The organism is Algoriphagus terrigena DSM 22685 (assembly GCF_000429445.1).
Lineage (GTDB): Bacteria > Bacteroidota > Bacteroidia > Cytophagales > Cyclobacteriaceae > Algoriphagus > Algoriphagus terrigena.
This window is the reverse complement of sequence record NZ_AUBW01000003.1, coordinates 255,055-279,019: the sequence shown is the minus strand read 5'-3', so window position 1 is coordinate 279,019 and position 23,965 is coordinate 255,055. Positions and strand designations below refer to the sequence as shown.

General features: G+C 47.6%; 25 protein-coding genes. 5 read left to right on the top strand and 20 right to left on the bottom strand.

Features of this window, described 5'->3' with window-relative positions; all coding sequences use genetic code 11:
* Positions 1-172 precede the first annotated feature (172 nt).
* The 3 genes from G459_RS0101265 (at position 173) to G459_RS0101255 (ending at position 2,748) form a co-directional block, all read left to right on the top strand.
* Positions 173-1,360: a hypothetical protein gene (locus tag G459_RS0101265; RefSeq protein WP_026966003.1), complete on the top strand. Its 1,188-nt coding sequence runs from the start codon at positions 173-175 to the stop codon at positions 1,358-1,360.
* 133 nt (positions 1,361-1,493) lie between these two features.
* Positions 1,494-2,273 (top strand): hypothetical protein, encoded by a 780-nt coding sequence (locus tag G459_RS0101260; protein ID WP_026966002.1) that lies wholly within the window; start codon positions 1,494-1,496, stop codon positions 2,271-2,273.
* Positions 2,274-2,292: 19 nt separating this feature from the next.
* Positions 2,293-2,748: an SRPBCC family protein gene (locus G459_RS0101255; RefSeq protein ID WP_026966001.1), complete on the top strand. Its 456-nt coding sequence runs from the start codon at positions 2,293-2,295 to the stop codon at positions 2,746-2,748.
* Positions 2,749-2,873: 125 nt separating this feature from the next.
* On the opposite strand, the gene G459_RS0101250 is transcribed toward G459_RS0101255, so the two are convergent.
* The 18 genes from G459_RS0101250 to G459_RS0101165 form a co-directional block, all read right to left on the bottom strand.
* Complete coding sequence (locus G459_RS0101250) at positions 2,874-4,277, bottom strand: Gfo/Idh/MocA family protein (protein ID WP_026966000.1); 1,404 nt, start codon at positions 4,275-4,277, stop codon at positions 2,874-2,876.
* Positions 4,278-4,411: 134 nt separating this feature from the next.
* Positions 4,412-5,449 (bottom strand): glycoside hydrolase family 113, encoded by a 1,038-nt coding sequence (locus tag G459_RS0101245; RefSeq protein WP_245588104.1) that lies wholly within the window; start codon positions 5,447-5,449, stop codon positions 4,412-4,414.
* Positions 5,450-5,470: 21 nt separating this feature from the next.
* Positions 5,471-6,220, bottom strand: coding sequence for a DUF6503 family protein (locus tag G459_RS26590; protein WP_035454836.1), 750 nt, complete (start codon positions 6,218-6,220; stop codon positions 5,471-5,473).
* 112 nt (positions 6,221-6,332) lie between these two features.
* A complete protein-coding gene (locus tag G459_RS0101235; protein WP_026965998.1) occupies positions 6,333-7,061 on the bottom strand; it encodes a hypothetical protein in 729 nt (242 codons plus the stop codon).
* Positions 7,062-7,144: 83 nt separating this feature from the next.
* Positions 7,145-8,470: an MptA/MptB family glycosyltransferase gene (locus tag G459_RS26585; RefSeq protein WP_051315019.1), complete on the bottom strand. Its 1,326-nt coding sequence runs from the start codon at positions 8,468-8,470 to the stop codon at positions 7,145-7,147.
* A gap of 8 nt (positions 8,471-8,478) precedes the next feature.
* Positions 8,479-9,405, bottom strand: coding sequence for a hypothetical protein (locus G459_RS0101225; protein ID WP_157373247.1), 927 nt, complete (start codon positions 9,403-9,405; stop codon positions 8,479-8,481).
* Positions 9,356-9,712, bottom strand: coding sequence for a HepT-like ribonuclease domain-containing protein (locus tag G459_RS0101220; protein WP_026965996.1), 357 nt, complete (start codon positions 9,710-9,712; stop codon positions 9,356-9,358). Before G459_RS0101220 ends, G459_RS0101225 begins: the two co-directional genes overlap by 50 nt.
* Positions 9,702-10,004, bottom strand: coding sequence for a nucleotidyltransferase family protein (locus G459_RS0101215; RefSeq protein ID WP_026965995.1), 303 nt, complete (start codon positions 10,002-10,004; stop codon positions 9,702-9,704). Before G459_RS0101215 ends, G459_RS0101220 begins: the two co-directional genes overlap by 11 nt.
* A gap of 27 nt (positions 10,005-10,031) precedes the next feature.
* Entirely contained in the window at positions 10,032-10,724 is a 693-nt protein-coding gene (locus tag G459_RS0101210) for a glycosyltransferase family 2 protein (protein ID WP_026965994.1), read from the bottom strand.
* 9 nt (positions 10,725-10,733) lie between these two features.
* Positions 10,734-12,203, bottom strand: a complete 1,470-nt coding sequence (locus G459_RS0101205) for a cellulose synthase family protein (RefSeq protein WP_026965993.1) — start codon at positions 12,201-12,203, stop codon at positions 10,734-10,736.
* On the bottom strand, positions 12,204-13,748 hold the full coding sequence (locus tag G459_RS0101200) for a 4Fe-4S binding protein (protein ID WP_026965992.1): 1,545 nt from the start codon (positions 13,746-13,748) through the stop codon (positions 12,204-12,206). It lies immediately after the preceding gene.
* Complete coding sequence (locus G459_RS0101195) at positions 13,745-15,100, bottom strand: NAD(P)/FAD-dependent oxidoreductase (protein ID WP_026965991.1); 1,356 nt, start codon at positions 15,098-15,100, stop codon at positions 13,745-13,747. The genes G459_RS0101200 and G459_RS0101195 overlap by 4 nt, the downstream gene beginning before the upstream one ends.
* Positions 15,101-15,119: 19 nt before the next feature.
* A complete protein-coding gene (locus G459_RS0101190) occupies positions 15,120-15,761 on the bottom strand; it encodes a hypothetical protein (protein WP_026965990.1) in 642 nt (213 codons plus the stop codon).
* Between the two features lie 37 nt (positions 15,762-15,798).
* Entirely contained in the window at positions 15,799-16,563 is a 765-nt protein-coding gene (locus G459_RS0101185; RefSeq protein WP_035454961.1) for a DUF547 domain-containing protein, read from the bottom strand.
* A gap of 88 nt (positions 16,564-16,651) precedes the next feature.
* Entirely contained in the window at positions 16,652-17,170 is a 519-nt protein-coding gene (locus G459_RS0101180) for a rhodanese-like domain-containing protein (RefSeq protein ID WP_084454297.1), read from the bottom strand.
* 36 nt (positions 17,171-17,206) lie between these two features.
* Entirely contained in the window at positions 17,207-17,920 is a 714-nt protein-coding gene (locus G459_RS0101175; RefSeq protein WP_026965987.1) for a Crp/Fnr family transcriptional regulator, read from the bottom strand.
* A 67-nt stretch (positions 17,921-17,987) separates the two neighbouring features.
* Positions 17,988-18,464 carry a type I restriction enzyme HsdR N-terminal domain-containing protein gene (locus G459_RS26580; protein WP_035454833.1) on the bottom strand — a complete coding sequence of 159 codons (477 nt, stop codon included), beginning with the start codon at positions 18,462-18,464 and terminating at the stop codon, positions 17,988-17,990.
* Between the two features lie 146 nt (positions 18,465-18,610).
* Positions 18,611-19,294 (bottom strand): ComEA family DNA-binding protein, encoded by a 684-nt coding sequence (locus G459_RS0101165; protein ID WP_026965986.1) that lies wholly within the window; start codon positions 19,292-19,294, stop codon positions 18,611-18,613.
* Positions 19,295-19,474: 180 nt separating this feature from the next.
* Between G459_RS0101165 and hemA the strand changes: the two genes are divergently transcribed.
* Together hemA and G459_RS0101155 are read left to right on the top strand one after the other, a co-directional pair.
* Positions 19,475-20,743: a glutamyl-tRNA reductase gene (gene hemA, locus G459_RS0101160; RefSeq protein ID WP_026965985.1), complete on the top strand. Its 1,269-nt coding sequence runs from the start codon at positions 19,475-19,477 to the stop codon at positions 20,741-20,743.
* 85 nt (positions 20,744-20,828) lie between these two features.
* Positions 20,829-22,397 carry a WG repeat-containing protein gene (locus tag G459_RS0101155; protein WP_051315017.1) on the top strand — a complete coding sequence of 523 codons (1,569 nt, stop codon included), beginning with the start codon at positions 20,829-20,831 and terminating at the stop codon, positions 22,395-22,397.
* A gap of 11 nt (positions 22,398-22,408) precedes the next feature.
* Here the strand turns inward: G459_RS0101155 and floA are convergent, their stop codons facing one another.
* Both floA and G459_RS0101145 read right to left on the bottom strand, forming a co-directional pair.
* The gene (gene floA / locus G459_RS0101150) at positions 22,409-23,419 is read right to left on the bottom strand and encodes a flotillin-like protein FloA (RefSeq protein ID WP_026965983.1); all 1,011 of its coding nucleotides are present in this window, start codon (positions 23,417-23,419) and stop codon (positions 22,409-22,411) included.
* A 6-nt stretch (positions 23,420-23,425) separates the two neighbouring features.
* Positions 23,426-23,884: an NfeD family protein gene (locus G459_RS0101145; RefSeq protein ID WP_026965982.1), complete on the bottom strand. Its 459-nt coding sequence runs from the start codon at positions 23,882-23,884 to the stop codon at positions 23,426-23,428.
* Positions 23,885-23,965: the final 81 nt, after the last annotated feature.

Here is a 23,965-nt window from a genome sequence, read left to right as displayed (position 1 = left end):
ACTGGGAGATTGAGGAATTGGAAAGTAGTAAGGCGTAAACGTCGCAAGTTTTGAGACCGCCGCACCTTTCGGGAGCTAGTCCAAAAAGCAGCTTTTTTTTCAACGGCTGGTCATATAATACCAAGTTTTTGAGATTAATGGATGACTCACATTCACTCTCAAAATTTTAGCTATGAAACTTACTTTTCCCGCGCTTTTTGCACCCGCGGTTTACATCTTGTTTTTCTCCTGTTCCCAAAAAGAACCAGCTCCGGAAACAGCCGACCCAAGCACCGAGTTGGAATTTGAAGTGGTGGACTCCATCCGGGTGGATGTCTTGGAAGATCTGACGATTTTGGACTACCTCGAGTCGGCTGATCAATATCTGATGAAAGAACGGCGGGGCGGAAAAATCATCCTCACCGACGGCAAGGGCAGCGTTCTTTCCAATCAAGAGCTTGCCGGCGAAGGCCCAAACCAAGTCCCGATAATATGGGAAGGGAGGTTCTTCGGCGACGATGGCTACATCTTCAAAGAAATGTCCGCGACGATGGATTTTCATGTATACGATCTTGATTTTCAAAAGACAGAAAAGATCAAAGGTCCAGCCGTGGGACTTAATGCGATCTTTATCTCCTTTTATCGGCAGACTTTCCATGTCTTCGAAACAGGCGGCAAGAAGTACATCCTCGGCGAGGAGGTAAACGCCTTCGACGGCGGCAGCATCGACCCGCTGAAACTGGGCGGGGATTTTTACAATCAGGCAAAAACGGGCTATTTCTACGATCTCGGCCAAGATTCAATTACCTACCTCAACCTTTTCCCTGAAAACTGGGAGCCCCGCAAGTCCAACAGATGGATTGGTCAGAGCTTTCCTTTTTTGACTTTTGATCCGAAAAACAGCAAGGTCGCCGTCCTTCCTCCCTTGGGCGACGCGCTCTATTTGTATGATCTGAAAGGCAATTCATTACAAAATGAAAAGGCCCTAACACTTACTCATCCGGATCGAAACCAGCCGATCCCTGATCCTTCCCGTGAAAATCAGCTCTACCCTTCGTTCAGTGACTTGAAGACTTTTGGTGAATACCAACTCGCGATGTTCAGCACTGCAATTCCGGAGGAAATCTATCAGGAGTTCAGGGCCAAAGGAGAGGATTACTATCGGGATCCGGAATGGCCCAAAGTCATCGCCAAGTATCGGACGCCGAGATATATCGTCGTGAGAGATGGGGCGCAGATCGGGATTGTGAACACTCTCCCTGTCGATGGCGATGTAAATCTGGGACTTGAGGATGGATCAATCTTGGTCAAAGCGACAGATGGAGAAGTCGAGCGGGATTACAACCTGTTTTATAAGATCAGGCTAGTGGAGAAAAAATAAGAGGACTGTTTAATTCCCGGAAAAGTTCAGGCACAGGCTTTTGACCCACGAAAATCATCACGGACAATCAAAATTTCATAACTTGGAATGGAGCGAGTGGTGAAGTTGGAGATAAACCCAAAACCAATCCAAAATGGGCAGAATACACCTCTTCGAATGGGAAGACCAGAGCTGGTTTCCGCCCACTGTCCGGAACTACATGACGGATTTCCTCCAATTTCTGACCAACAAGACCCGCATGTTTTCGCCCTTGGTACCGGAGATCAACAGGCTGCTGCAGACCTCCCAAACCAATCAATTGATCGACATGGGATCAGGTGGCGGCGGCGGATTGCTTTCACTCAATGAAGATCTTCAGAAAGTAAATCCGGACGTAAAATTCCTGCTCACCGACCTCTATCCCAATCACCGGGCATTTCAGTTTACTCAGAGCAAGGCCCGAAATTTCGAAGCGGTCCCTACGCCGGTAGATGCCCGAAATGTCCCGGATAATCTAAATGGGGTACGGACGATGTTTCTGGCTTTCCACCATTTCCAGCCCGACGACGCGATCCAAATTCTTCAAAATGCGGTAAAATCCAATCAGGCAATCTTGATCGCTGAGGGACAAGAACGAAGTGTTCCCAGCTTTTTGGCGATGTTTTTCTCGCCTTTGACTGTGCTTCTGGCGACGCCCTTTATCCGACCTTTTTCAGTTGCGAGAATTATCTTCACCTACCTGATTCCCTTGGTTCCGATTTTCACCTGGTGGGACGGGATCGTCTCGGTACTCCGGACCTACTCAGTCCAGGAGCTGGATGAGTTAATCTCAAAAACCGAGGGCCATGAAAAATTTATCTGGAAAACAGAGCGGATAAAATCAGGACCAGCATATTTGATCTACCTCTCTGGCGTCCCCAAAGAGATATCCTAAAAACCAACAAATCACCATCATGACTACAGCCATGCTACATACCACACCCGACTCTGAGATCGTCTGCACAAGGATCGTAGACGCATCCCAAGAGCTGGTTTTTCGGGCGTGGTCGGAGCCCGAGCATCTCAAAAACTGGTGGGGACCGGCGGGATTTACCAACACTTTCCACGAGTTTGACTTCCAGGTTGGAGGCAAATGGAACTTCACCATGCATGCTCCCGAGCAGGGAAATTTTGAAAACAAATGCGAGTTCATCAAGATCGAAAAACCTGATCTAATCGCCTGGAAGCGCTATTCCAAACCGCTTTTCCAAGTCCTGGCGACGTTTGAAGAGCTGTCTCCCGGCCAAACCAAAGTAGTGTTTAAGCAGCTTTTTGAAACGGCTGAAGAATGCGCAAAACTCAAGAAATACGTCTTGGACAAAAACGAGGAGAACATGGATCGGCTGGAAGCAGAGCTGAAAAAGATGTGAATTTTTCACCAAGGATCAACAAAAAAGGGAAGCGTCTGCCTCCCTTTTTTAGTTTACGCGGTATATCTGCTTTTTTTCAGCCCTATCCTATTCAATTGGGATAAACCCTCTGGGCCCAGGACGGTTTACACTCTCACCTTGGTTGTTCCGCCGCCCTCGAGCGTGATCGGCACAGGTTTGTTGGTCTTCCAGCTGCCGCCTGTGAAGTCCGGGATATCAATCGAATTGGATCGATTGGCCACTGACCACTCACTCATCGGCGTGATGCAGCTCCATGTGGCAGCATCATATACATCTTGATCTAACGGCAAGCCATTTCTCAGACAGTCGATCAGTCTCCAATCCATCATGAAGTCCATGCCTCCGTGGCCACCGATTTGCTTGGCCAGCTCACCTACTTTTTGAACAATCTCAGGAGTATATTTCGCTTGAAGCTCCTTCATCTCGTCTTCCTTCAGCCAGCCGTGGCCTTTGGCGACTTTCTGTTCTGGATACTTCTGGGCATAGCCTTCCGTCCCGCTGACCACGTGTAGACGGGAATAAGGCCGCGGCGAAGTGACGTCATGTTGGATCATGATCGACTTGCCGTGATTCGTCCGTACGACGGTGGTATTCATATTTCCGCGGAAAGACTTGGATGCAAAAGATCCGAAGAACGGATCCGTAGCCGCCAGCTCCTCCGCCTTGGCTTTCATCTGAAAGTCATTGGTAGACAAGGATGTCAAGTAGTCCATCTTGTCCCCTCTGTTGATATTCAATATCTGGCAGATTGGACCCAAGCCGTGGGTTGGATAGAGGTTTCCGTTTCTGAAGTTTTCCTTGAGTCTCCACATATCCTGATAGCCATCTTTGGCAAAATTCAGCGCCAGCAAATCGTGGATGTAGGCTCCTTCGACATGCAATATTTCGCCAAAATATCCCTCTCGGGCCATCTTCAAGGTCATCATTTCGAAGAAATCATAGCAGCAGTTTTCCAGCTGCATGCAATGCTTCTTGGTGCGCTCAGAAGTCTCCACCAGCTGCCAGCATTCCTCCAGCGTCCGGGCGGCAGGCACTTCCACAGCGGTGTGTTTCCCGGCCTCCATGGCATAAACGGCCATCGGAACGTGCCAATCCCAAGGAGTCGCAATGTAGATCAGATCCAAGTCCGGACGATCAAACATCTTTTTCCAAGCGTAGACGCTTCCTGAATAAAGCTCTGGATTGTGGGGCGTTCCTTCCAGAGATTTCTTGGCTTCCTCGGCTTTCTCAGGTCTCAAATCGCACAATGCTTTGATCTCTACGCCTTCGATCTTGCTCAGTCGATCCACAGCTCCCGGTCCTCGCTGACCCAAACCCACGACTCCAACGCGAACGGTTTCGATCTTTGGCGCAGCAAATCCGCACATATTGAAGGATTGCACCCTAGATGCACCATATTTTGCCTCCATTGGCAAGGTTTGAAAATTACCGGCAAGCGCACCGCCAGCTCCAAAAAGGCCTAAACCAGCCAAACCTGTGGACTTCAAAAATTCTCTTCTGCGATTCATAGTATTTTATTCTTTTTTTGGGTTTGCGAAGGCTATTTAACAAAAAAATGAGTGAAGTCCCTACCTATCGTCAGAAAGCACATAAAAAAGCCGGGAACAAGGGTCGGGTTTTCGTGTGAAGGTAGCTCAGGATTTCAATCAGCCAAAAAGTAAGCAGTCATCACTTTTTCTGCCGCTTTTCCCTGGGGAGTAAAATCCGGTTGTCGCTCGTGATCCGTCGGATGCCATTTCCAAAAAAACACACCAGCCAGCCATTCCTTTTTCCAGGCTGTCTCAAAAAATGCTTCATAACACAGCGCCTGAACCTCCTCAGAGATCTGAATTTCTTTGCGCTCGTTTGGCCACACCCAAGGTTCCATGGCCGCATCGACCGAATTGCAATAGCCGATCTCGGTAAACAAAACCGGCTTCTTATACTTTCTGACGAGTTTCTCGACTTTCGGCAGATGAGCTTCCCAGGACGATTTCAATTCCGCCAAATTGGGATTATGCCCTTTCGCTAGGGGAAAATAAGCCTGCACGCCTATGTAATCCAGAGCGTCCCAGAATTTCACCTTTTCAAATTCTGTGAAGTTCGCCGCATAGGTGATCTTTCCGGAGTAAACTTTTCTGATCTCCGCGATGACTGCTCTCCATTCGCTCTCCCGCGTTGAAGTCTTTTCCAGCTCCGTTCCGACGCAAAGCATCGGCATCTTCAGCTTTTCCGCGAGGCGGGCATAGTCCAGGATAAAATTCTGATAGTTGGCAAACCAGGTCTTCCAATCTGCCTCGGACGTCATCTCAATCTCTCCAACCCAGCCACCTCGCACCCAGAGATGGGGCTTCAGCATATTAGCCATTTCATAGGTCGCGGAAGAGTCCAATGTCACCTGAATACCCAGCGGTGTCTCGCCCCACCAATGCTTGTCGTTGCTCAGGTCCCAACCGATCTGCGGGTCGTTTTTGCCGCTCTGCCAACCGAATGGAGTCTGCGAAAGTGCATTGGCACCGGTTGCTTTGAGCTTGGCAAATTCCCCTCCCTGCAGCGGTCGGCGGCTGCCTTCCCAGCAGACACCCTTCCATTTTTCGGTGCTGGTGATCAGAGGCTCGGCGGGAACAAACAACCAAACCAACAAACCCAAGACAATCACGCCAACGGTGCTGAAAAGATATCTGCTGGACCAAGGCTTCATGGGGTTGGATCGTTTTCTGGCTTAATTGGGTATTGGGCGGACGGTGATGTTTTCCAGATTGATCTCGGAAAGCACCTCCAGTTTCCCTGCAAGGTAAAGTTCCTGCATCATTTCCACAGGAATTTTTTCATCCTCAGGCTTGAGATTCAGGTAGTTTTGGAAAACAATCCCACCAACTTCCGATTTTTCGCTGACTTCCCGCATTCGCAGCCCACCACCGTCTGTATGGTAGCTGTACGCCATGAATTCCATGAGCGAATCTTCCTTGCCAAACCAGTACAAAAATTCATCTTCGAAATGCTCTCCTCCACCCTGCTGCGCAAAAGTTACTTTGACCAAGTTGTACTTTTTGCCCTTGATCTCGGTTTCGCCCAAAAATGTCTTGATTGCCGCCTCGTCATTCAACCCATAAGGGAGAAAGGCAAAATAAGCCACAGAATTGACCGATCTGGAAAAGGCTCCAATTCGCTCTTCGGTCATGGTGTCGATCTTCACGCCGTTGACAGTGCGGGTAAAGCCAGCATTGTTCAGCACATCCTTGACTGATCCGGTGGAATCACTGAACTCGCGGATGTACTCAAACGCCGTCGCCGTCTTGTAGATTGTATAGTGTCTTTCTCTGAAATCAAACTCAATCTGCGAGTCTTCAAAAGCTTCACCTCCATGCGCCTCGATGGCCGAATCCACGGTCTTCTGCGCGTCCGACCGCTGATCGCAGGCAGAGAACTGAAGAGCCAAAAGGAAGAAAAAGAGGTGGTGCAGAAGTTTCATAGGAACGGGAGACAAAAGACGGTAGGCCGGAGAGGGAAGAAATCATCCCCTACGGAATAGATTGATCAAGTTGCGGATTTTGGAAGATAAATTAAAAGAGTACAAATTCATTTCAATTCGTCACTTCATAATCCGTATAGCTATACTCGGCCCTGAGGAACTGTTTCTCGCCCTTTTCATTGACTCTCCAACTTTCCCGCGTTCCCTGAAGCAGCATGCCGCCCGCTTCCACAAAGCTCAGATTGTAGATCAGGCTTCGATGATCCTTCGTCTGCACTTCGTTGGCCACGAGCATCGCAGACTTGGGATCAAGGTAGAAGTACCACACGTCCGTGTCAGGGCCGTAATCCACCCGGATCGACTCGACTAGCTTGCCGTTTTCCAAGGTTTTTTGACCTTCGTAGGCCAGCTGAGCCGACTCGTCCAGCAATTTCCAAGGTTGCGCTACTGCATAAAACGCGGCGTCCAGATCTCTCCTTTTCGCGGCTAAGAATCCTGGATTCTTCACCTCGTTTGCTCCCATGAGATAGTGCATCTGCGATCCGTCCCAAGTCACAACATGTTGAATGCTGTCAGCTATCCAAGTCATCTTGCCTTCAAAATAAGGCTTGAACCGAAACTCAATCTGCTGATTCAATTCGCTTTCGACCGAGCTGTCTTCGTTGATCAACTTCGTCCATTTGCGGAATTTTAGGCTCGTGACCGACTCCCATTTCTCAGCTCCTCCATGCGCTTCCATCGACTTGCTAAGGAGTTCACGGGCTTGTTTCTCAGGATTCTCTCCACAGGAAAATTGTGCCAGCAACGCGACCAATACCAAAAGACGAATCAGTGACTTCATGTGTTTAAAGTTGTTTTTTTTATTGTCAGATAGCCTATCCCAGAAAATCATTCTCCTCTGTGAAACCTTTTCTCCCGGCATTTTCATGACTTTAAATTAAGTTTTGATTTCGGGAGAAAATAATCCAGATAAATGCCCCCAAGCACCAGCAGGTACTCGATCGCAAGGTACAGCGGACTTTCGGTCACGGTCGCCGTGCCATAAGCGCTATACGAAAATATCGCCGCAAGGGACCAAACCAAAAAGGTATTTCGGCCCGTCAGCACACTCAGCCCAAAGGCCGGAATCAGGTACCAAGGATGAACCACCGGCTGCAAAATCAGGTAGATCAGGTAGATCAACACCCACAAATCCATCAGCTCGAGAAGTGTGGTTGGTTTCTTTTTCCAAGAAAAATAAACTACCAACCCCAAGGTCACCACGCTCAGCAGCTTGGACAAAACTCCAATCGTGTTGTATCCAAAAACCCAAAAGCCAAGTTGCCGAAGCAGGTAGTAAATGGAGGCATTGAACTCAAACTTGCCTTGGTAGAGCATCACACTTTGGGAGAAATTCACCCAGGAAGAATCCAGCAGCAGCCAGAAGAAACTGACCAATACCGCTACCAATCCCCCAAACCAAAACAAGGTGTTCTTTTTGGTATCTGGAAAAAAAACAAAGCCCGGAAGCAAGAGCAGCGGCAGCAGTTTGACGCCAATTGCCAGTCCCCAGAAGCTACCCGCCGTCGACGGTTGGTTATTTTTCAAGGCCAGAACCGTCGCCAAAAGCAGTAGCAAAACCAGTCCTTCGAAGTGTAGATTCGCGGTGATTTCCAAGATCACGAGCGGATTCAGCCAGTAGAGCCAGAGAAGTTTTTGCGGAAGCTGAAAAGCTTTCAACAGCTTCAGGAAAAGCATAAAAACCCCGATCTCGCCCAAAAGTAAGAGCAGTCGAAGACTAATAATACCATTGGCGAGCAGGCCATTGGCAGCTTTGGCGGACAGCCAAAAGATTCCCTGATTAATCGGAGGGTAAACAGAATAATATCCTTTGGAATTGAGCAAGGGAAACAGCTGATGCAATACCTGAGTCGATTCCAGGGGATGATCTTGCAGAAATTCGGCCGGTGTCTCGGCGTAGGGATTTTCACCGATCCGGGTCAGTTCCCCATCCCACAGGAAGCGCGCATAGTCATCCGACCACTGCGGAATCGCCAGAAAAAGTGAAAACCGAAGCAAAAGTCCAGCGATGAAGATGAAGAACCAGGGGGTTCTTTCTTCAGAAAGCCCGAAGATCAAAAACATCAACCCAAATAACATCACAAAAAGTCCCATGGTCGATCGGAAATCAGTGCGGGGAATCAGGTTTCCCAGAAAATATACGCCTGCGAGCATCAAAATGAGCCCCAAAACCTGAACGGCAAGCTTCATCGTCGGCCTCAAAGTCCCAGGTCTTTTCTCAATGGTTCGAAGACTTTCTCATTCTGATTCCAATAATCAAGCATTTTCATCGTGGTGCGTGTCGCGGTGGTGACTTCCTGTTTGCCGTCTTCCTTTGTCCAGACTTCTTCGAAAGAAATAATTTCAAAGGGAAAAAACTGCTGGTATCGGATGGTGAGTTTTCGGCCAATTTCCGAGTAGGCTACCTCAATCTCGGCTTGATTGGAACCGACATCCCGCTTGATGATTTCTGCATTTTGAGCTTTCAGGGGGATATGGGAAAACCGTTGAAAAATCAAACCGGGAACGAGCAATTCATTGCCTGTAGGCACCAGATCGGGATTGAGGCGGATTCGGTTGAACAGTTCATCCTCCGGCATGGCTCTGATCTTGGATTCCGAATCCATGTCCGACTCAAAGTAGGAAAACAGCTTTGCCTGATAGGTTCCGCTTTTGAAATTAAGCTGGGTAAAAGACTGTCCGCACCATTCGGTCACCGAGGCGACGACTTTTGGAGAAAGTTCTTCATCATACACCGGTGTAAAAACCGACAGCATGGTGTGATACGGATAGACGCCAGTGACGAATTCACGGGTCATGTTGAGTTTCAGGACTTTCTGTGCGTCTGAGGAATTGTTCTCGGGATCGTCGAGTTTGACCTGCTTTTTCTTCGAAAAATCCTCCGTCACAAAGATCATCACGGCCTTACCTGGACGTACCTCGCCGTATCGGTTTTGCTGAAGGTCAAAGACGTTGATTTCAGCTTTACCCTGATACCAGTACTTGGCAAATTGCTCCTCTTCTATCACATCACGGCTTGATGTGCCGCAGGAAAACAAAGCGAAAAAAACTCCGATTTGCCACCAAGCATTTTTTCTATAGCTGATCATCCGCCCCATATTGTTGAAGAAGTTGACTGATTTCATTTTTGAGTTTAGGCAAGTGCTTCATCGCTATTCCCCAGATCGTCTCCGACGACACCGTATCATACCCGTGAATAATTCTGTTTCTGGCATCAACGATTTTTCGGGAATTAGAGATCTGAATTTCAGGATCAGCTTTGAGCACCTGATTGACGGCTTCCCCAATGATCTCAATATTACGCTCGACAGCTTTCCTAGTCTTCAAATCTTTTTTGAACTCGAAATAATCTCTTGGCTCAGGCAAAAATTCAAATATTTGGTCAATAGCAATCTGAATATCCATTAGCCTACTTAAAATCTTAGACTTCATAAACCACGACCTTGGATTGTTCAATTTCCTTCCGAATGATGGGATTCAAATCAGCTCTTTCTTCCAATAAATCCACAGTCCTGCCTAGAATTCTTTCAAGCCCGAATTTGAGATTGAAATACTTCTCGGTGTATTCGATCGGATCCTTTTCTTCCAAATCCACGATCAGGTCAATGTCGCTTCCCTCGTCAAATCGATTGGTAAGGACAGATCCAAAAGCATACAATGTTTTTACTCCATTCAGCGTACAAAGCTCTTGGATGGAAGTGAGAAAGGGGCTGAGGTTTTCCATAGCGAAATTTCAACAGGTGGATTCAATTCACCAATACCTAAATATCGTCAAAATAATCTTATACCCCGCTCCAAAGACTCCTTTGACCGTTCCGCTGACCTTGGAGATACCGATTCTTTTGCGATAGTTGACAGGAACTTCGGTGTAACGCAGACCTGCTTTGTGGGCTTTGATCTGCATCTCGATGGTCCAACCGAAGTTTTGGTCGATCATGTTCAAGGTCAAAAGCTTTTCCCATACAATAGCCCGGAAAGGCCCTAAATCCGTAAACCTGGCTCCCTGCATGTATCGCATCATCGTCGTCGCAAGCCAGTTACCAAAGACCTGCGGAAAAGTCATGGAGCCGCTTTCTCGCTCGCCCAACGCCCGTGAGCCGATGACCATGTCGGCTTTTCCCTTCAAGATCGGCTGGATCAAATCCTTCATTTCTTCGGGATAATCGCTGTAGTCTCCATCCAAAAACACAACAATATCGGGCTGAATCGCCTGCTGTTTGATCCAGGCCATGGCTGTGAGGCAGGCTTTTCCGTACCCTTTTTGAGGCTCAAAGACCACCTCGGCTCCCGCAGCTCTGGCGACCTCCCCAGTGCGATCCGTCGAATTGTTGTTTGCCACGACGATATGTCTGACAAGAGCAGGAATCTCTGCGATGACTTTTGGAATCGACTTCTCCTCGTTGTAGGCGGGGATGATGACGTCAATAATTGGGGGATTGTGCATTGGGTAAACTTATCGGCCGAGACCGTAGGAATTGAACGATTTGAGAAAGACTAGGCTGTAGCCAACAGCGAGCATGGCATGAAAAGGGAGAAAAAGGAAGTTCTCTGCTGTAAACGCCAATCCCACCATCCCCCAGAAAACCAGCGCCAAAATCCCCTCAAACCAAGTCGTGACAGGCATGCGGTGGATGAGATAGCGATTGCCGGAAAGGCGCTCTTTCCCCGATTCCAGATTGAATTTAGGAGTACGGATAAAGGGCGATCTTTTTCCCGTTAAGCCTTCCCAAACTGCCTGCGCATTGTGCAGCGACAAACCCATCGACACGGAAAGAAACAGCGGCAATTGCCAAATCACGCTCCCGGCAGATCTCAGAAGCGAGCGTCCCCCGAAGAAGAACGAAACAAGGTAGGTGCAGGCGATGAGCGCAAAGCCAAGCAAGAAAAATCCTGAAATCTGAACCCAAGCCGAAGGAATCGACCCCTTCTCTCCCGCCCACCAAACACCGATGCTGCTCAGGCTCGTTACCAGCACGGCGATGAAGATCACTGAATTGAAGAGATGGGCGAAGGAGTGGAACTTGATGCGGAAAGGCAGATTTTCCCGCCGCACTTTTCCAAAATGCTTCATCGCGCACTCCGCGCCGCCCTTGGTCCACCGAAACTGCTGCGACTTCACCGCAGACATGATCGGGGGAAGTTCCGCCGGAGATTCGATCTCCGGACGATAGACAAACTGCCAACCCTTGCGCTGCGCGCGATAGCTCAAGTCCAAGTCTTCGGTCAACGTATCGTCGTGCCAGTTACCCGCATCGTAGATGCAGCTTTTTCGCCAGATTCCACCCGTGCCGTTGAAGTTGATAAAAGCGCCTTGATGATTTCGTCCCGTCTGCTCGATCAGGAAATGTGTGTCCAGCGCAAGCGCCTGCAAGCGCGTCAAGACAGAATAGTTGCGATTGAGGTGAGTCCAGCGAGTCTGAACCATGCCGATCTTTTCCGACGAAAACCAGGGAATCGTCTTGAGCAAAAAGTCAGGATCCGGCACAAAGTCCGCATCGAAAATCGCTACAAAGTCTCCTTTAGCCTTCTCCAAACCTTCACGCAAGGCACCAGCTTTGAATCCCGTTCGGACGGTTCGATGGATATATTGAAAATCAATCTCAGGAAAGTCAGCGATCTTTTCCCGGATCAATTCAGCCGTCTGATCGGTGCTGTCGTCCAGAATTTGAATCTGTAAGAGCCCTTTCGGATAATTCAGCTTTGCGACAGCTTCAATCAGACGCTCGACGACGTAGAGCTCATTGAATACAGGGAGCTGAACCGTCACTTTTGGCCAGGTCTCGGGGGATTTTGGCGGGGTGTTGCTTTTGCTTTTCTCTGCTTTCAGAAAATGAAACAGCAAATGTCCCTGCGCGAGGCTATAAATGAAGATAAACAGCATCCCCAAGCCATACAACGCACACAGGACATAGAGGAAAATCATTTACAGCTTGATCTTGATGGAGTTATTGCCAATGATAATCGGCAGTTCGTTGATTCGGTTTTCTTCCGGGCCATTTTCCAGTTTTAGCACACCTCTTGGACAAACCGCCGAGCACACCCCACATCCCACGCAGGAAGAGCGGACGATCTCTTGGCCGCGTTGCGCATACCAGCGGACGTCTATTCCCATCTCGCAGTAGGTCGAGCAGTTGCCGCAGGAGATGCACTGCCCGCCGTTGGTCGTGATACGGAAGCGTGATTTGAATCGCTGGACGAGGCCGAGGTAAGCTGCCAAGGGGCATCCAAAACGGCACCAAACCCGATTTCCCATGAAGGGATAAAAGCCCGTCCCTACGACGCCTGCAAACACCGATCCAATCGCAAAACCGTAAATCGAATGTAGCTGGTTGGTCACATTTCCCAACAGACCAAAGCCCGAAAAGTAGTTGACGATTGTCAACACGGTCATCACGACCGCCAAGACCAAGACAGAATGGATGATCCATCGCTCGTATTTCCAGGCTTTCACAGACTTATCAGAAAGCTGTCGATACGGATCTCCAACCGTCTCTGCCAAGCCTCCACAGCCGCAAACCCACGAGCAATACCATCGCTTTCCGAAGAAATAAGTAAACAAAGGCACGCCAACGATGATCAGCAAGATCCCCCAAATCAGCATAAACATGCCCACTCCACCTGCGGAAAGGAACGTGTCAATCTGGTAATCATAGAAAAAATCGTAGTCGAGCGGCCAGATGTTTTTGAAATCAAAATATGGCTGATTAAGCAAAACGAGGATCTCCGGAATTAAAAAGGCGAATGCTGTCTGAAAAAACATCACCGATGCGGTGCGAAGCTGTTGGTATTTGTTGCCGCGATACTTGCGAAACATCCGGATACCCATCACCAGGATCGCCAACGTATAAATCAGACCGTAGAGAAACCACTGGCTGGCTGGGCCACCGGATAGTAACCGGGAAATGGGATCCACCATCCAAACTAAGTTTACCAAATACGCCGGAAACCAGTACAAAACGATGTAAAAGAGGATCAGCAGCGAGCCCGTCAGCATGCCGAGGATGCCGCGATTCTTCATTGAGGAATGAAAAATCCCGTTGTTTTTGATCCCGGCAGGTTCCTCAGCGTGCTGTCTGAAATTGTACAAAAACCCACCCAAGGCCGCCAATCCAATGGATAATCCGAAGAAAAGCCAAGGGCTGTTTCTGACAGGACTTTCGAGAGATGCCTTTGCCAAAGGAAAAGTATAATCATCCCAGATGACCTGATCCCAGGCTTGCTGAGATTTCTGTTCGTCGTTATAGGGATCGAAATTCTCGCGGTACGCGGCCATGAATGAGAAGCTTGAGCCGTATTCCTGACCATACATCGGAGCGAGCAGTTCGCCCATCTTGTCGCGGTGAATGTCTTTGGTATTTTCCAAAACCAACTCCTCCGAAAGAGTGTAAGTACCCAAAAAAGGAATCGTCAGAAAGGCGATCAATCCGATCAAAAACAACCCCAACCCTATTTTCTCAATTAATTTCATACTTTCGCGCCAAATAGTTTTTGAACAAATGATCTCCTTGCAGGCTGGAAACTCCCTCCAAATTGTGCCAAAAAGGCCTTTTGAATCTCGATGTAGTTCGGAGCAAAAAACTCAGGGTCGAAGTTGGCTCGTTGAAGCTGCGCGATGACTTTTTCACCAGACCATCTTTCCCTGATTGCTTTGTCAAAAAACTCATGCCGGAGTCGAAAGCCGAAGTTGTTCACCCCGAGAATTGCTCCATCCGAGTCCATCAGCATCCGAAAGCAGATCTTGCCTGAACTATGCTCCCAGTAGAAACTCCTAACCTTTTCTGGATCAAAACCAGCAGGTACAACTCCATAGGTCTGGTATTCGATGTCGAGGAATTTGGCCGAGTTGAACCAGACTCCGGGACGGTAAGGCACTGGCTTTTTACAAAGATTGTAGGCCAGGGTCTCACCATGCATGCGGCCGGTGTACCAGACTTGCTCGATGTTTTTTCGGTCTGGAGCCGGGGCCGTTTCAAATTCTGCGCAGTCGCCGATGCTAAATACATCAGGAATATTTGTCTGGAAAAAGGAATCCACTTTCACACCGCGATTGACTTCCAGTTCGGTATTTCTCAGGAAATCAACACTCGCGCTTACACCCGCCGTCAGGCCTACAAATTGACAGGGAATCTCCTCTCCTTTGGAAGTAATCACTGCCCGGACCCGACCGGCTGAATCAGGTAGAATCTCCTTCAACTCCGTGTCCAATCGCAGATCAATGTGGTGCTCTCGGATATGTCTTCCCACCAATTCCGCTTCCTCTCTTGGCAGGATGTTGCCCCAAAATCTTTTTTCCCGAACGAGAAAAGTGACGGGAATCTGCTTATATGCTAGCATCTCCGCCATTTCGATCCCGATCAAGCCACCGCCAACTATCACAGCCCGACTGACTCCCTCTCGGGTGTTTGCTTCCATTGCTTCCAAATCCTGCTTGGAATACAAGCCTTGGACACCTTTGAGATCCTCGCCCGGCCAGCCGAATTGATTGGGCTTGGAGCCAGTCGCAATCACCAGCGTATCGTAGGCGAGTTTTTCTCCTTCTGAGAAGATCAGGCATTTTCCATCAAAGTCCACCTTTTCGACCCAGGCCTGCTTCAGCTCAATCCGGTTTTTATCCCAAAAATGATCCTCGTAGGGCTGAGTATGCTCAAACTTCATGTGTCCCATATAGACGTACATCAGCGCAGTTCGCGAAAAGAAATACTTCGACTCTCCGGAGATCACGGTAATCCTGACGTCGGAATCCAGCTTTCGCAGCGTTCTGGCGCAGGTGATACCTGAGATTCCATTGCCGATGATGACGATGTGTCGGGATTGGTTCATGGACTAAAGATGGTTGGATTTATCGCACTTTCCTTTCGAATTTGTTTCCGTTCCAGACATACAGAAATTCTACTTCTCCAATCCAATCATTAAATTGTTGAGTTTGTGGATTTAGCAAATAAGCGATAGCGTTTGATGTTTGTGGGTACAGATCATAACTGGTACTCAGTGTCATTTCTTGCAACTTTAAACTGTCCGGCAAATTGGATTTTAGGAATTCATTCCATGCAATTGTTTCCGGGAGTCCAAGCTCCCTACTTAGAACAACGTCGCCGTCAGAATACTCAAATGTCAAAAGCGAATACTGATCAAAGGCTCTTTGCAATCCTCCAGACTTCGCAAATACAACAATTGTACTACCGTCTTTCTTTTTAAAAGTCCTTATTTCGGTGATAGAAAACATCTTTTGTCCCGTGGAAAAATAAAGGTTGAATTGAATAAAATCCGGCTTGCTTTCAGTGACAGCTATCTCCATTGTCGAAAGTGTATCTCCACCCGGAATTGTGTACACTCCAAAATGAATCAAAGAATCTTTCCCACCTGACGATAGTTCAGGCGTATAATTTATCGGGATAGACTTGAAAACTTCCTCCATTGACTGACCTACAGAATATTCCGATAAGAGGACTAGAAAAAGTAAAATGAATTTTAGTCTTTTCATATACTATAAATCATAAGTAAACATTTCTGACGGTGTGCTATTCGTTCAGATTCCAGTTGTATTCCAAATGGGAGATCTTAGCCGATGACTTGATCTTGACTTTGGAATACAGATTCAGGAAGTCGACGAGCGTTCCTTTTTTGGTAAAGTCCTCTTTGAACCAAGAAAAGATCGATGAAATCTGGGCTTGATCGGCTGAGACTTTATTTCGGGTCGGATCGTTGATAAAGGTGGTTGCGACCCCGTTCAATTGGGCATCTAACTTGTCCGCGACAAAAGCCTCATTCAGCAGAGGCGGACAGGATACCGAGGCGCAGTTGATCGCAAAGTGAATCCTGGGCTCGTCAAATTCCTTTCTCAATATAGAATGCTCGATCTCGTCTAGACTTGATTCCACACCACCTATTTTGAAAAACTTATAGTGCCAAACATCTTTGATCAGGGGGATTTTTAAGGCTGGGCCCAAGTCTCGAATGCTTTTCACTGGGTAATTGTCCACGATCAGCTTGACGGTAAAGGCGTTGTAGGCATTGATCCAATAGGCGAGTTGCTGATTTTTTGACCAAGTCTTACGGTCTGGCGCATTTTCCGAGATGAGTTTTAGGTACTGGTCAAGCTTCGCTTTGTCGTGGATGAAGCCTTTGTAATTGACCAATCCATTCGGTTTTACATGCGCTTTGACCAGTTGATCCCAAAGCTGATGACTGGGCGGCGTGGTTCCAGCGAGTCCCAGGCTTGGGTTTTGGCAGGAAAAAAGCACCAGCGAAATAAGTGCGAATAGACGGGATCGAAGTGATTTCATGGGATCATAGTTGATATGCATGTACGAAGTAATGCCAAAGTAGGGTAAATGAATTTGGCGTTCTGTCTGCAAAAAGACATTTCGACATTTAATAGACCTTTTCTCCCTGCTCGAGCCAGATCCCCCAGGTCTTAGAGTAGGTATGGACTTTATCAGTCGGCATTCCCCCGGCTTCGAGGGTTTTGCCGGAGTTTGACCACTGGATGATGCCGCCGTAGAGATTGTAAACCCGCGTGAAACCCGCAGCCTGGAGTCTTCTGCCAATATCCTGGGATCTCGCTCCGACCGTGCAATAGACTAAGACCGGTTTTCCTTTGTCCAGCCCATCGGTAGCGCTAAGGTCAAATGAATCGTAACCCACCCGTATCGCGTTTGGAAGGTGACTTACCTCAAATTCCTTTTTTTCTCTCGTATCGAGAATTTGATAGTTGGCTAAATCTGCGATCTGATCTGCTGTGACCGTGGGAAAATCCTTGTCATACAAGCCCTCCAACAGCACTTTGTACGCCGCAGATTGCGCAGCGGCGGGCGTATAGATCAGTAGTAATCCAAAAAAGAAAATTCGGGCTTTGCTGAAAAGCCGGGTGGCAACTAATAATCCGCTCATGATGAAACAAACCCTAATACGGCGCAATAGTTTCTATCAAGCGTAAAAATCCGACAGGCGCGCAAGTCCCCTTCGATCTTTGATGATGATTTTCTTCCCCTCCAGCTCAATCAGGTTGTCTTTTTTGAATTCAGAAAGCAGGCGGATCACCGATTCGGTCGCGGTACCGACTATCCCGGCGATTTCCTCTCTGCTCAGCGTAAGGTCGATCCTCTGATTTCCTCCGCCCTCCACTCCATAGGAGTTGCCGAGCTGAAGCAATACATAAGCGAGGCGCTCACGGATGCTTTTTTGAGTGGCATTGGTCAGCTTCTCTTCCATTACGCCGATCTCGTGGCTGAGAGATTTAGCTACCCGACGAAAGAACTCTGAATTCTGAAGGAGCGAATTGATAAAAACCTCCTTTGGAACAAAACAGATCTTGGCATCTTCAATAATCATCGAAGAGTTGGAATAGTTTTCCTCACCAAGAAGTGCCGCATAGCCGAGAAAATCTCCCTTTTGAGCCAGATGAATGATCTGCTCTTTTCCGTTGGATGCAGTCTTGTAAATTTTCACTACGCCCGAATTAATACAGAAAATCCCTAAGGGTTTCGTCCCTTCGTAATAGAGAATCTGGCCCCTACGATGGGAAATCAGATTTTTGTGGTCAGAAATCGCGCATATTTGAGCCTCTGGAAGATCGGAAAAAAGTGAAAATTTTCGGCTGGAACAAAGCGCACAGGGGATGTTGGGAGAGTGACTGGACATTTGTCTACGGGTAAAACTATCAAACAATTTATTAAATATCTGACTAATATCATATAATTAATAAAGCTTATTTCGGGCTTTTAGGAGGATTATTGAGCTGGACAAACCTTTGGTCTGTTTCCGAATAGGACATATAAATGTGCGTCAAGCCGTTGGAAAGGATGAGATTCGGACAATTTATCTTCTGATTGTAAGTCATCGCCTGCCCAAGCGTCTTTTCATCAATCTTGACACCTGGCGCTTTGCACTCCACCAACAAATACGGAACCGCCTCCCGGTCAAAGACAATGAGGTCGGTTCTTTTTCTTAACTGATTGTAAGTCAAACCTTTTTCCAACGAAAAAAGCCCTCCCGGATATCCTTGATGTGTGATAAGAAAATTAATCCAATGCTGTCTCACCCATTCTTCGGGTGTCAAAACCAAATGCTTCCTCCTAAGGGAGTCAAAGATCCAAAGCTTGTCCTCCACCCGCTTCAAGTCAGGTTCGAAACGAGGCAAATTCAATCCCGGAAGATTAACTTTTTGATCTTGAGCAACACTCATGGGTCAAAGATGACTAAAAAAAATATGGGGTCAACATCGAACTTCCATCATTTCGGAAAATCGAACTAATTCTTTTAAACAAGCTGCTGATTCTATTTTTTTATCTCTAAAACGCCAAAAATCCCGTAATCGGAAGTTGCTCCAACCTATTGAAAGTCCAGATACGGCTTGATCTTATCAACCCACTCTGATTTAAAAATTTTCACCTGAAGCAAATCGTCCGAGGACTCAAATTTGCCATGCTGGCCGCGATAGGCGATCAGCACTTTAGCCTCTCCATAGCTGATGTAGGGATGGGACGATAGCTCATCCAAGCTCGCGGTGTTGATGGCAATTCTCTTGAAGATCTGAGCATCGAATTCAAAAAACTCCCAGAGTGTAGGCAGCAATTCCTCCTTGACGCCGTATACTTCCAGCAGCTGGCTTTGAGTATGAAATCCCCCAAGCTGATGTCCGTATTTGATGATCCTGCCAGCCGTGCCCGGACCGATGCCGGGAACGATCTGTAAAGTGACCGAATCTGCCTCAGAAAAAGGGATGCGGTTAATGTTAGCTAGCTGCTTCTGGTTGCGGCTGAGCTTGACTGTATCTTGAGGGTTAAAGGTGGGAAACGGCGAAGCGACTAATTTTACTTCGGTTTGCTCGAGACTGTCTAGGAGGTGCCGATAATTGAGATTGGTGGTTTCTGCACTTCTATTTTTGATCGATCGGAGAATGGTCGGCAGGATACCGAGAATAATCAAAAAGGGAATCAAGAGCAGAAACCCTCGGGATTCCTTTCCGGAAAACCCGAGATAGAACTTCATCCAGTAAAAAAAGCGATCTGTCATAGCTAAAAAATCTGGCAACTGATAAGTTAATCAGATTAGTTTCTAATTCCAACTTTGGCATTTTTCACGTTGGAATCGGACGGATTTAATTTAGATGAATTCTAAATTAATAAGCATTTACAGGAATGAAACCTTTGAGGGCTGATAGTCTGTTAAATTCGCATTGCAAAACTTGAAAAAATGCACGACAAGTTTCGAGCGATAAGTTTATCACACAAAACCGCCCCTGTTCAGATCAGAGAGTTGATTTCCTTAGACGAAGGAACAATTCAAAGCATCCTACTGAAACTCAGAGAGTTCTTCAGACTGGGAGACGTGTTGATACTATCAACCTGCAATCGCACTGAAGTATACTACAACCACGAACAGGACCTCAGTACTGAGATCATCAAGTTGGTCGGATTGGAAAAAGGCATGGCGGATGTCGTCAACTATCTCGACTACTTCGAGGTATTCAATGATGACCGGCTAGCCATTACCCATTTGTATCGTGTCTGCATGGGATTGGAAGCCCAGGTGGTCGGAGACATCCAGATTTCAAACCAAGTCAAGCGCGCCTATCAAACTGCCGCTGATCTGAACATGGCCGGGCCATTTCTACATCGGCTGATGCACACGATTTTCTTTACTAACAAACGAATCGTTCAGGAAACTACGTTTCGCGACGGGGCAGCATCGCTCTCTTATGCCGCGATCGAGCTGATTGACAGCCTTACTTCTACGATCTACCAGCCAAGGATCCTCTTGATCGGTGTGGGAGAAATCGGAGAGGACGTGGCCAAAAACATGGTTCACCTGCCAGATGCAAAGGTAAAGATCACAAATCGCACGCGATCCAAAGCCGAAGAAATTGCGGCAGAATTGGGATTTGAAGTGGTGCCTTTTGAGAACTGCATCGAGGCAATGAATGAGGCGGACGTGATCGTCTGCTCAATCATGAAAAATGAGCCTTTCATTACTAAGGAACTCGTCAAGCAATTTGACATTCAAAGCTATAAGCTGCTGGTAGATCTGTCTGTCCCCAGAAGTATAGAAACTTCCGTGGAAGACGTGTCCGGTGTAGTCCTCTACAACGTGGACAATATCCGCAGCAAGGCGTCTGAAGCGTTGGAAAAGCGGCTTTCGGCGGTACCAAAAGTGGAGGCCATTATCGAAGAGAGCATTGGTGAATTCTACGGTTGGAAAAAGGAGATGATGGTGTCTCCTACGATCAATAAACTCAAGCAATCTCTGGAGCAAATCCGCCAGGACGAGCTCAGCAGACACCTCAAAAATGTCAATGAGAAAGAATTTGAGCTGATCGACAAAATCACCAAAAGCATGATGCAGAAGATCCTGAAGGTACCTGTCGTACAGCTCAGGGCAGCTTGCCAGCGGGACGAAGCAGAAGAACTCATCGAAATCATCACCGACCTTTTCGATCTCGAAAAAATCAAAACTGAAAAATAACAGGATATTTCCCCCTGAGAAATGACCAAAGGTTACACGGTATCCTTTGGTCATTTTATATTTAGGCCAAATTGAATTTCCCTCCATGATTTCCCTCTTCCTCCGATCTCTGTTTCTGGCTTTCGCTTTCCTCTCCAGCACCAATCTTCTTTTTTCGCAGACTTGGGAAGTGTACGACCTTCAGGGAAAGCTCAAATCCAGGGCCATCTACGACCGCATCGAAGTGCTCAGCGAGACGGTCATTATCGGCAAAGGGGAAGATGGTCTGTCTATGCTTTCCCGCGATTTGAAACCCGTGGTGGACCTGGAGGGACAGGAAATCTACCAATATCTAGCTCCCTGGATTTTAGTCAAAGGACCGAAAGGAATCGGCGCATTTCACGAATACGGGCAGAAGGCCCTTCCCTTAGAATACGACGAGATTCAGACTTATTACAGCATGCTGTTGGGGGAAAAAGGCGGTGCGTATTGGCTCTATGAAAAGGGAAAAGACAAGATCACTGCGTTGGGCAACCTCGACGGTGCCAAGCTGACCAAAAACGGGATGCTGATCACCCAAAAAGATGGCAGCTACTTTCTCCCTCTTTCCAAAGACCCCGAACGTGCCTACCTGCTACTCGAGGAAAATGAGGGAGACTACCTATTAGCCAAAGAATCCACAGGCTTCGGAATTATCAACATCGAAGGTGACTACGTCATGGAGCCGATCGTCAGTCAATTGGAGCACAGCCGGGGTGACTACTTCTATGGCTTTGACGAAAGTCAATACCTCCTTATCAAAGGTGACATGGTAAAATCTGACGTCGCCTACAACTCGTATCATCGCATCAGCAAAGAAGGCGACGTAATGTTGGAATACATCCACGGCAAACTCCGCAGGGTGATGGAAGAAGACGGAATCTTGCTCGACGCAGTGGGTATGGAGTCCGTGCAGTTGGTCGGCAAGGACCTCTACAATGTGAAATTCAGAGAAAACAAACTTGGACTTTTGGGCAAAAAAGGCTGGCTAGTACCACCAACCTCCGGGCTGGAATGGGTCAAACCGGGAAGCGAGGGCCTTTTTCCCGCAGGGAAAGATGACATGGCCGGATTTGTCAATGCCTCCGGCGACTGGGCAATCGAGCCTAGATTCGCAGAAACGGGTACGTTCTCCCAACAGATCGCCAAGTACAGGAACACCAGCAGCTGGGGACTTATCGGCAAAAATGGCCAGATCATCAGCGAAGCCAAGTGGGATGAGATCAACGACTTCTCAGCAGACATCGCTATCGCCAAAGTCAGCGGAGAATTTTTCCTACTCAATCAATTCGGCCAAGCCCTGAATGATTCCGGTTACGAAAAAGTTTGCAGACTAAAGGAAGGCTACTTTTTGGTTGAAAAATCCGGTAAAAGAGGCCTGCTGGACAAGTCAGGCAAGGAGATTCTACCTGTTGAATTTGAAAACATTCAGGTAGAAAAGCCCGACTTCCTGATCGTAAAGAAAGACGGGCTGGTCGGTGGAATAAACCTAAACGGGGACGTGATCATCCCGATCAACTATCAGGAAATCGTAGCGGATTGGTCTGGCAATCAAATCCTGGCCAAGGAACTCTATACGCCGGTGGTCATCCTGATCGAGGAACCAGTCAGTACAAAACGAAAAAAGGGAGCTTGACGCTCCCTTTTCTATTTCTTTTCCGATTTCCCAGATCCCGAATCTTTCGAGTCTTTATCTGAACTGGCTATCGACTCTCTCATCGACGTATCCGATTTGATGTTTTCCATTCGGTAGTAATCCATCACCCCAAGTGTTCCGTTGCGGAAAGCTTCCGCCAATGCTCTGGGAACTTCAGCTTCAGCTTCGATCACCTTGGCGCGCATCTCTACATTTTTCGCTTTCATCTCTTGCTCCAGGGCCACAGCCATCGCTCTTCGCTCTTCAGCTTTGGCCTCAGCCACTTTCAAGTCGGCAGAGGCTTGGTCGATTTGGAGTTTTGCTCCGATGTTGGCTCCGACGTCAATGTCTGCAATATCTATCGAAAGGATTTCAAAAGCGGTACCTGCATCCAAGCCACGGCTAAGTACGAGTTTGGAGATTTTGTCTGGGTTTTCAAGTACAGACTTATGTGTGGCGGCCGAACCGATGGAAGTTACAATGCCCTCTCCTACTCTGGCAAGGATAGTCTCCTCACCTGCACCGCCCACCAATTGAGCAATATTTGCGCGGACAGTTACTCTTGCTTTGGCGACCAACTGAATCCCGTCTGCTGCCACAGCGGCAACATTTGGTGTATTGATTACTTTTGGATTTACCGAGATCTGCACCGCTTCAAACACATCACGTCCCGCAAGATCAATCGCAGTGGCCTGCTTAAACGACAAATTAATATTTGCCTTATCGGCCGAGATGAGCGCCCTAATCACAGTCGGCACATTTCCTCCTGCCAGATAGTGCGTCTCCAGATCACTGGTGGTCAGTTCAAGACCGGCTTTAGTCGCAGTGATGAGGGAATTCACAATCACACCGGGCGGAACTTTTCTGAACCTCATCCCGACAAGTTCCAGTAGACCGACCCGAACGTTGGAAAACAGCGCAGTGATCCAGAGCCCGACCGGCACGAAATACAAAAAGATGAATAAGACGATGATCCCTGCAAAAGCAATGACCAGCAAAAACATAGAACTAGATTGATCCATAATGTATTATTTAACTAGAATTTTATTGTTGTCAATTTTTACAATGTTGACCTCTTTGCCTACTTCTATGAAGCCTTCTTCGGATTTCACCTCATAGATCTGGTCTCCAAAGACTACTTTGCCAAACGGCTTAATGTCAGAAATCGCCTTGCCGATCATTCCCACGGCTAATCCAAGAGTTCTCCCGTCAAAAGCTCCTCCTTTCAAAGTACTCTTCAGGGAAAAATGCTTCCAAACGTCCGAAGTAAATGCATACCAAATGGCCGCAAGATTTGCGACAGCCGCGATTCCAGTAACCCAAAGCGCAGTACCGGTCTCAAACGACAAAAATGCATAGTAAACACCCGCAAGGCTGACCAGAAACCCAACGATTCCTACTACAGTGGTTCCAGGGATCAAAAAGACCTCTATTAGGATCAAAATCAAACCCAAAATCAAAAGAGTGCTCAAAATCAGAATTGTCATGCGTCCGGGAGATGATAGCGTAGAATCAGGCCTAAAATACAACAATGCAAGAGAAACTAACGCTGTAAAAAAACAAAACCC

Excerpts from the sequence above, each read along its gene's own strand:
- G459_RS0101185 (WP_035454961.1), bottom strand. The coding sequence starts at position 16,563 with ATGAAATCACTTCGATCCCGTCTATTCGCACTTATTTCGCTGGTGCTT.
- G459_RS0101195 (WP_026965991.1), bottom strand. The coding sequence starts at position 15,100 with ATGAACCAATCCCGACACATCGTCATCATCGGCAATGGAATCTCAGGT.
- hemA (WP_026965985.1), top strand. The coding sequence starts at position 19,475 with ATGCACGACAAGTTTCGAGCGATAAGTTTATCACACAAAACCGCCCCT.
- G459_RS0101215 (WP_026965995.1), bottom strand. The coding sequence starts at position 10,004 with ATGGAAAACCTCAGCCCCTTTCTCACTTCCATCCAAGAGCTTTGTACG.
- G459_RS0101180 (WP_084454297.1), bottom strand. The coding sequence starts at position 17,170 with ATGAGCGGATTATTAGTTGCCACCCGGCTTTTCAGCAAAGCCCGAATT.
- floA (WP_026965983.1), bottom strand. The coding sequence starts at position 23,419 with ATGGATCAATCTAGTTCTATGTTTTTGCTGGTCATTGCTTTTGCAGGG.
- G459_RS0101245 (WP_245588104.1), bottom strand. The coding sequence starts at position 5,449 with ATGAAGCCTTGGTCCAGCAGATATCTTTTCAGCACCGTTGGCGTGATT.
- G459_RS0101220 (WP_026965996.1), bottom strand. The coding sequence starts at position 9,712 with ATGAAGTCTAAGATTTTAAGTAGGCTAATGGATATTCAGATTGCTATT.
- G459_RS0101155 (WP_051315017.1), top strand. The coding sequence starts at position 20,829 with ATGATTTCCCTCTTCCTCCGATCTCTGTTTCTGGCTTTCGCTTTCCTC.
- G459_RS0101250 (WP_026966000.1), bottom strand. The coding sequence starts at position 4,277 with ATGAATCGCAGAAGAGAATTTTTGAAGTCCACAGGTTTGGCTGGTTTA.
- G459_RS0101165 (WP_026965986.1), bottom strand. The coding sequence starts at position 19,294 with ATGACAGATCGCTTTTTTTACTGGATGAAGTTCTATCTCGGGTTTTCC.
- G459_RS26590 (WP_035454836.1), bottom strand. The coding sequence starts at position 6,220 with ATGAAACTTCTGCACCACCTCTTTTTCTTCCTTTTGGCTCTTCAGTTC.
- G459_RS0101175 (WP_026965987.1), bottom strand. The coding sequence starts at position 17,920 with ATGTCCAGTCACTCTCCCAACATCCCCTGTGCGCTTTGTTCCAGCCGA.
- G459_RS0101205 (WP_026965993.1), bottom strand. The coding sequence starts at position 12,203 with ATGATTTTCCTCTATGTCCTGTGTGCGTTGTATGGCTTGGGGATGCTG.
- G459_RS0101260 (WP_026966002.1), top strand. The coding sequence starts at position 1,494 with ATGGGCAGAATACACCTCTTCGAATGGGAAGACCAGAGCTGGTTTCCG.
- G459_RS0101190 (WP_026965990.1), bottom strand. The coding sequence starts at position 15,761 with ATGAAAAGACTAAAATTCATTTTACTTTTTCTAGTCCTCTTATCGGAA.
- G459_RS26580 (WP_035454833.1), bottom strand. The coding sequence starts at position 18,464 with ATGAGTGTTGCTCAAGATCAAAAAGTTAATCTTCCGGGATTGAATTTG.
- G459_RS0101235 (WP_026965998.1), bottom strand. The coding sequence starts at position 7,061 with ATGAAGTCACTGATTCGTCTTTTGGTATTGGTCGCGTTGCTGGCACAA.
- G459_RS0101225 (WP_157373247.1), bottom strand. The coding sequence starts at position 9,405 with ATGAAATCAGTCAACTTCTTCAACAATATGGGGCGGATGATCAGCTAT.
- G459_RS0101255 (WP_026966001.1), top strand. The coding sequence starts at position 2,293 with ATGACTACAGCCATGCTACATACCACACCCGACTCTGAGATCGTCTGC.
- G459_RS0101145 (WP_026965982.1), bottom strand. The coding sequence starts at position 23,884 with ATGACAATTCTGATTTTGAGCACTCTTTTGATTTTGGGTTTGATTTTG.
- G459_RS26585 (WP_051315019.1), bottom strand. The coding sequence starts at position 8,470 with ATGAAGCTTGCCGTTCAGGTTTTGGGGCTCATTTTGATGCTCGCAGGC.
- G459_RS0101265 (WP_026966003.1), top strand. The coding sequence starts at position 173 with ATGAAACTTACTTTTCCCGCGCTTTTTGCACCCGCGGTTTACATCTTG.
- G459_RS0101210 (WP_026965994.1), bottom strand. The coding sequence starts at position 10,724 with ATGCACAATCCCCCAATTATTGACGTCATCATCCCCGCCTACAACGAG.
- G459_RS0101200 (WP_026965992.1), bottom strand. The coding sequence starts at position 13,748 with ATGAAATTAATTGAGAAAATAGGGTTGGGGTTGTTTTTGATCGGATTG.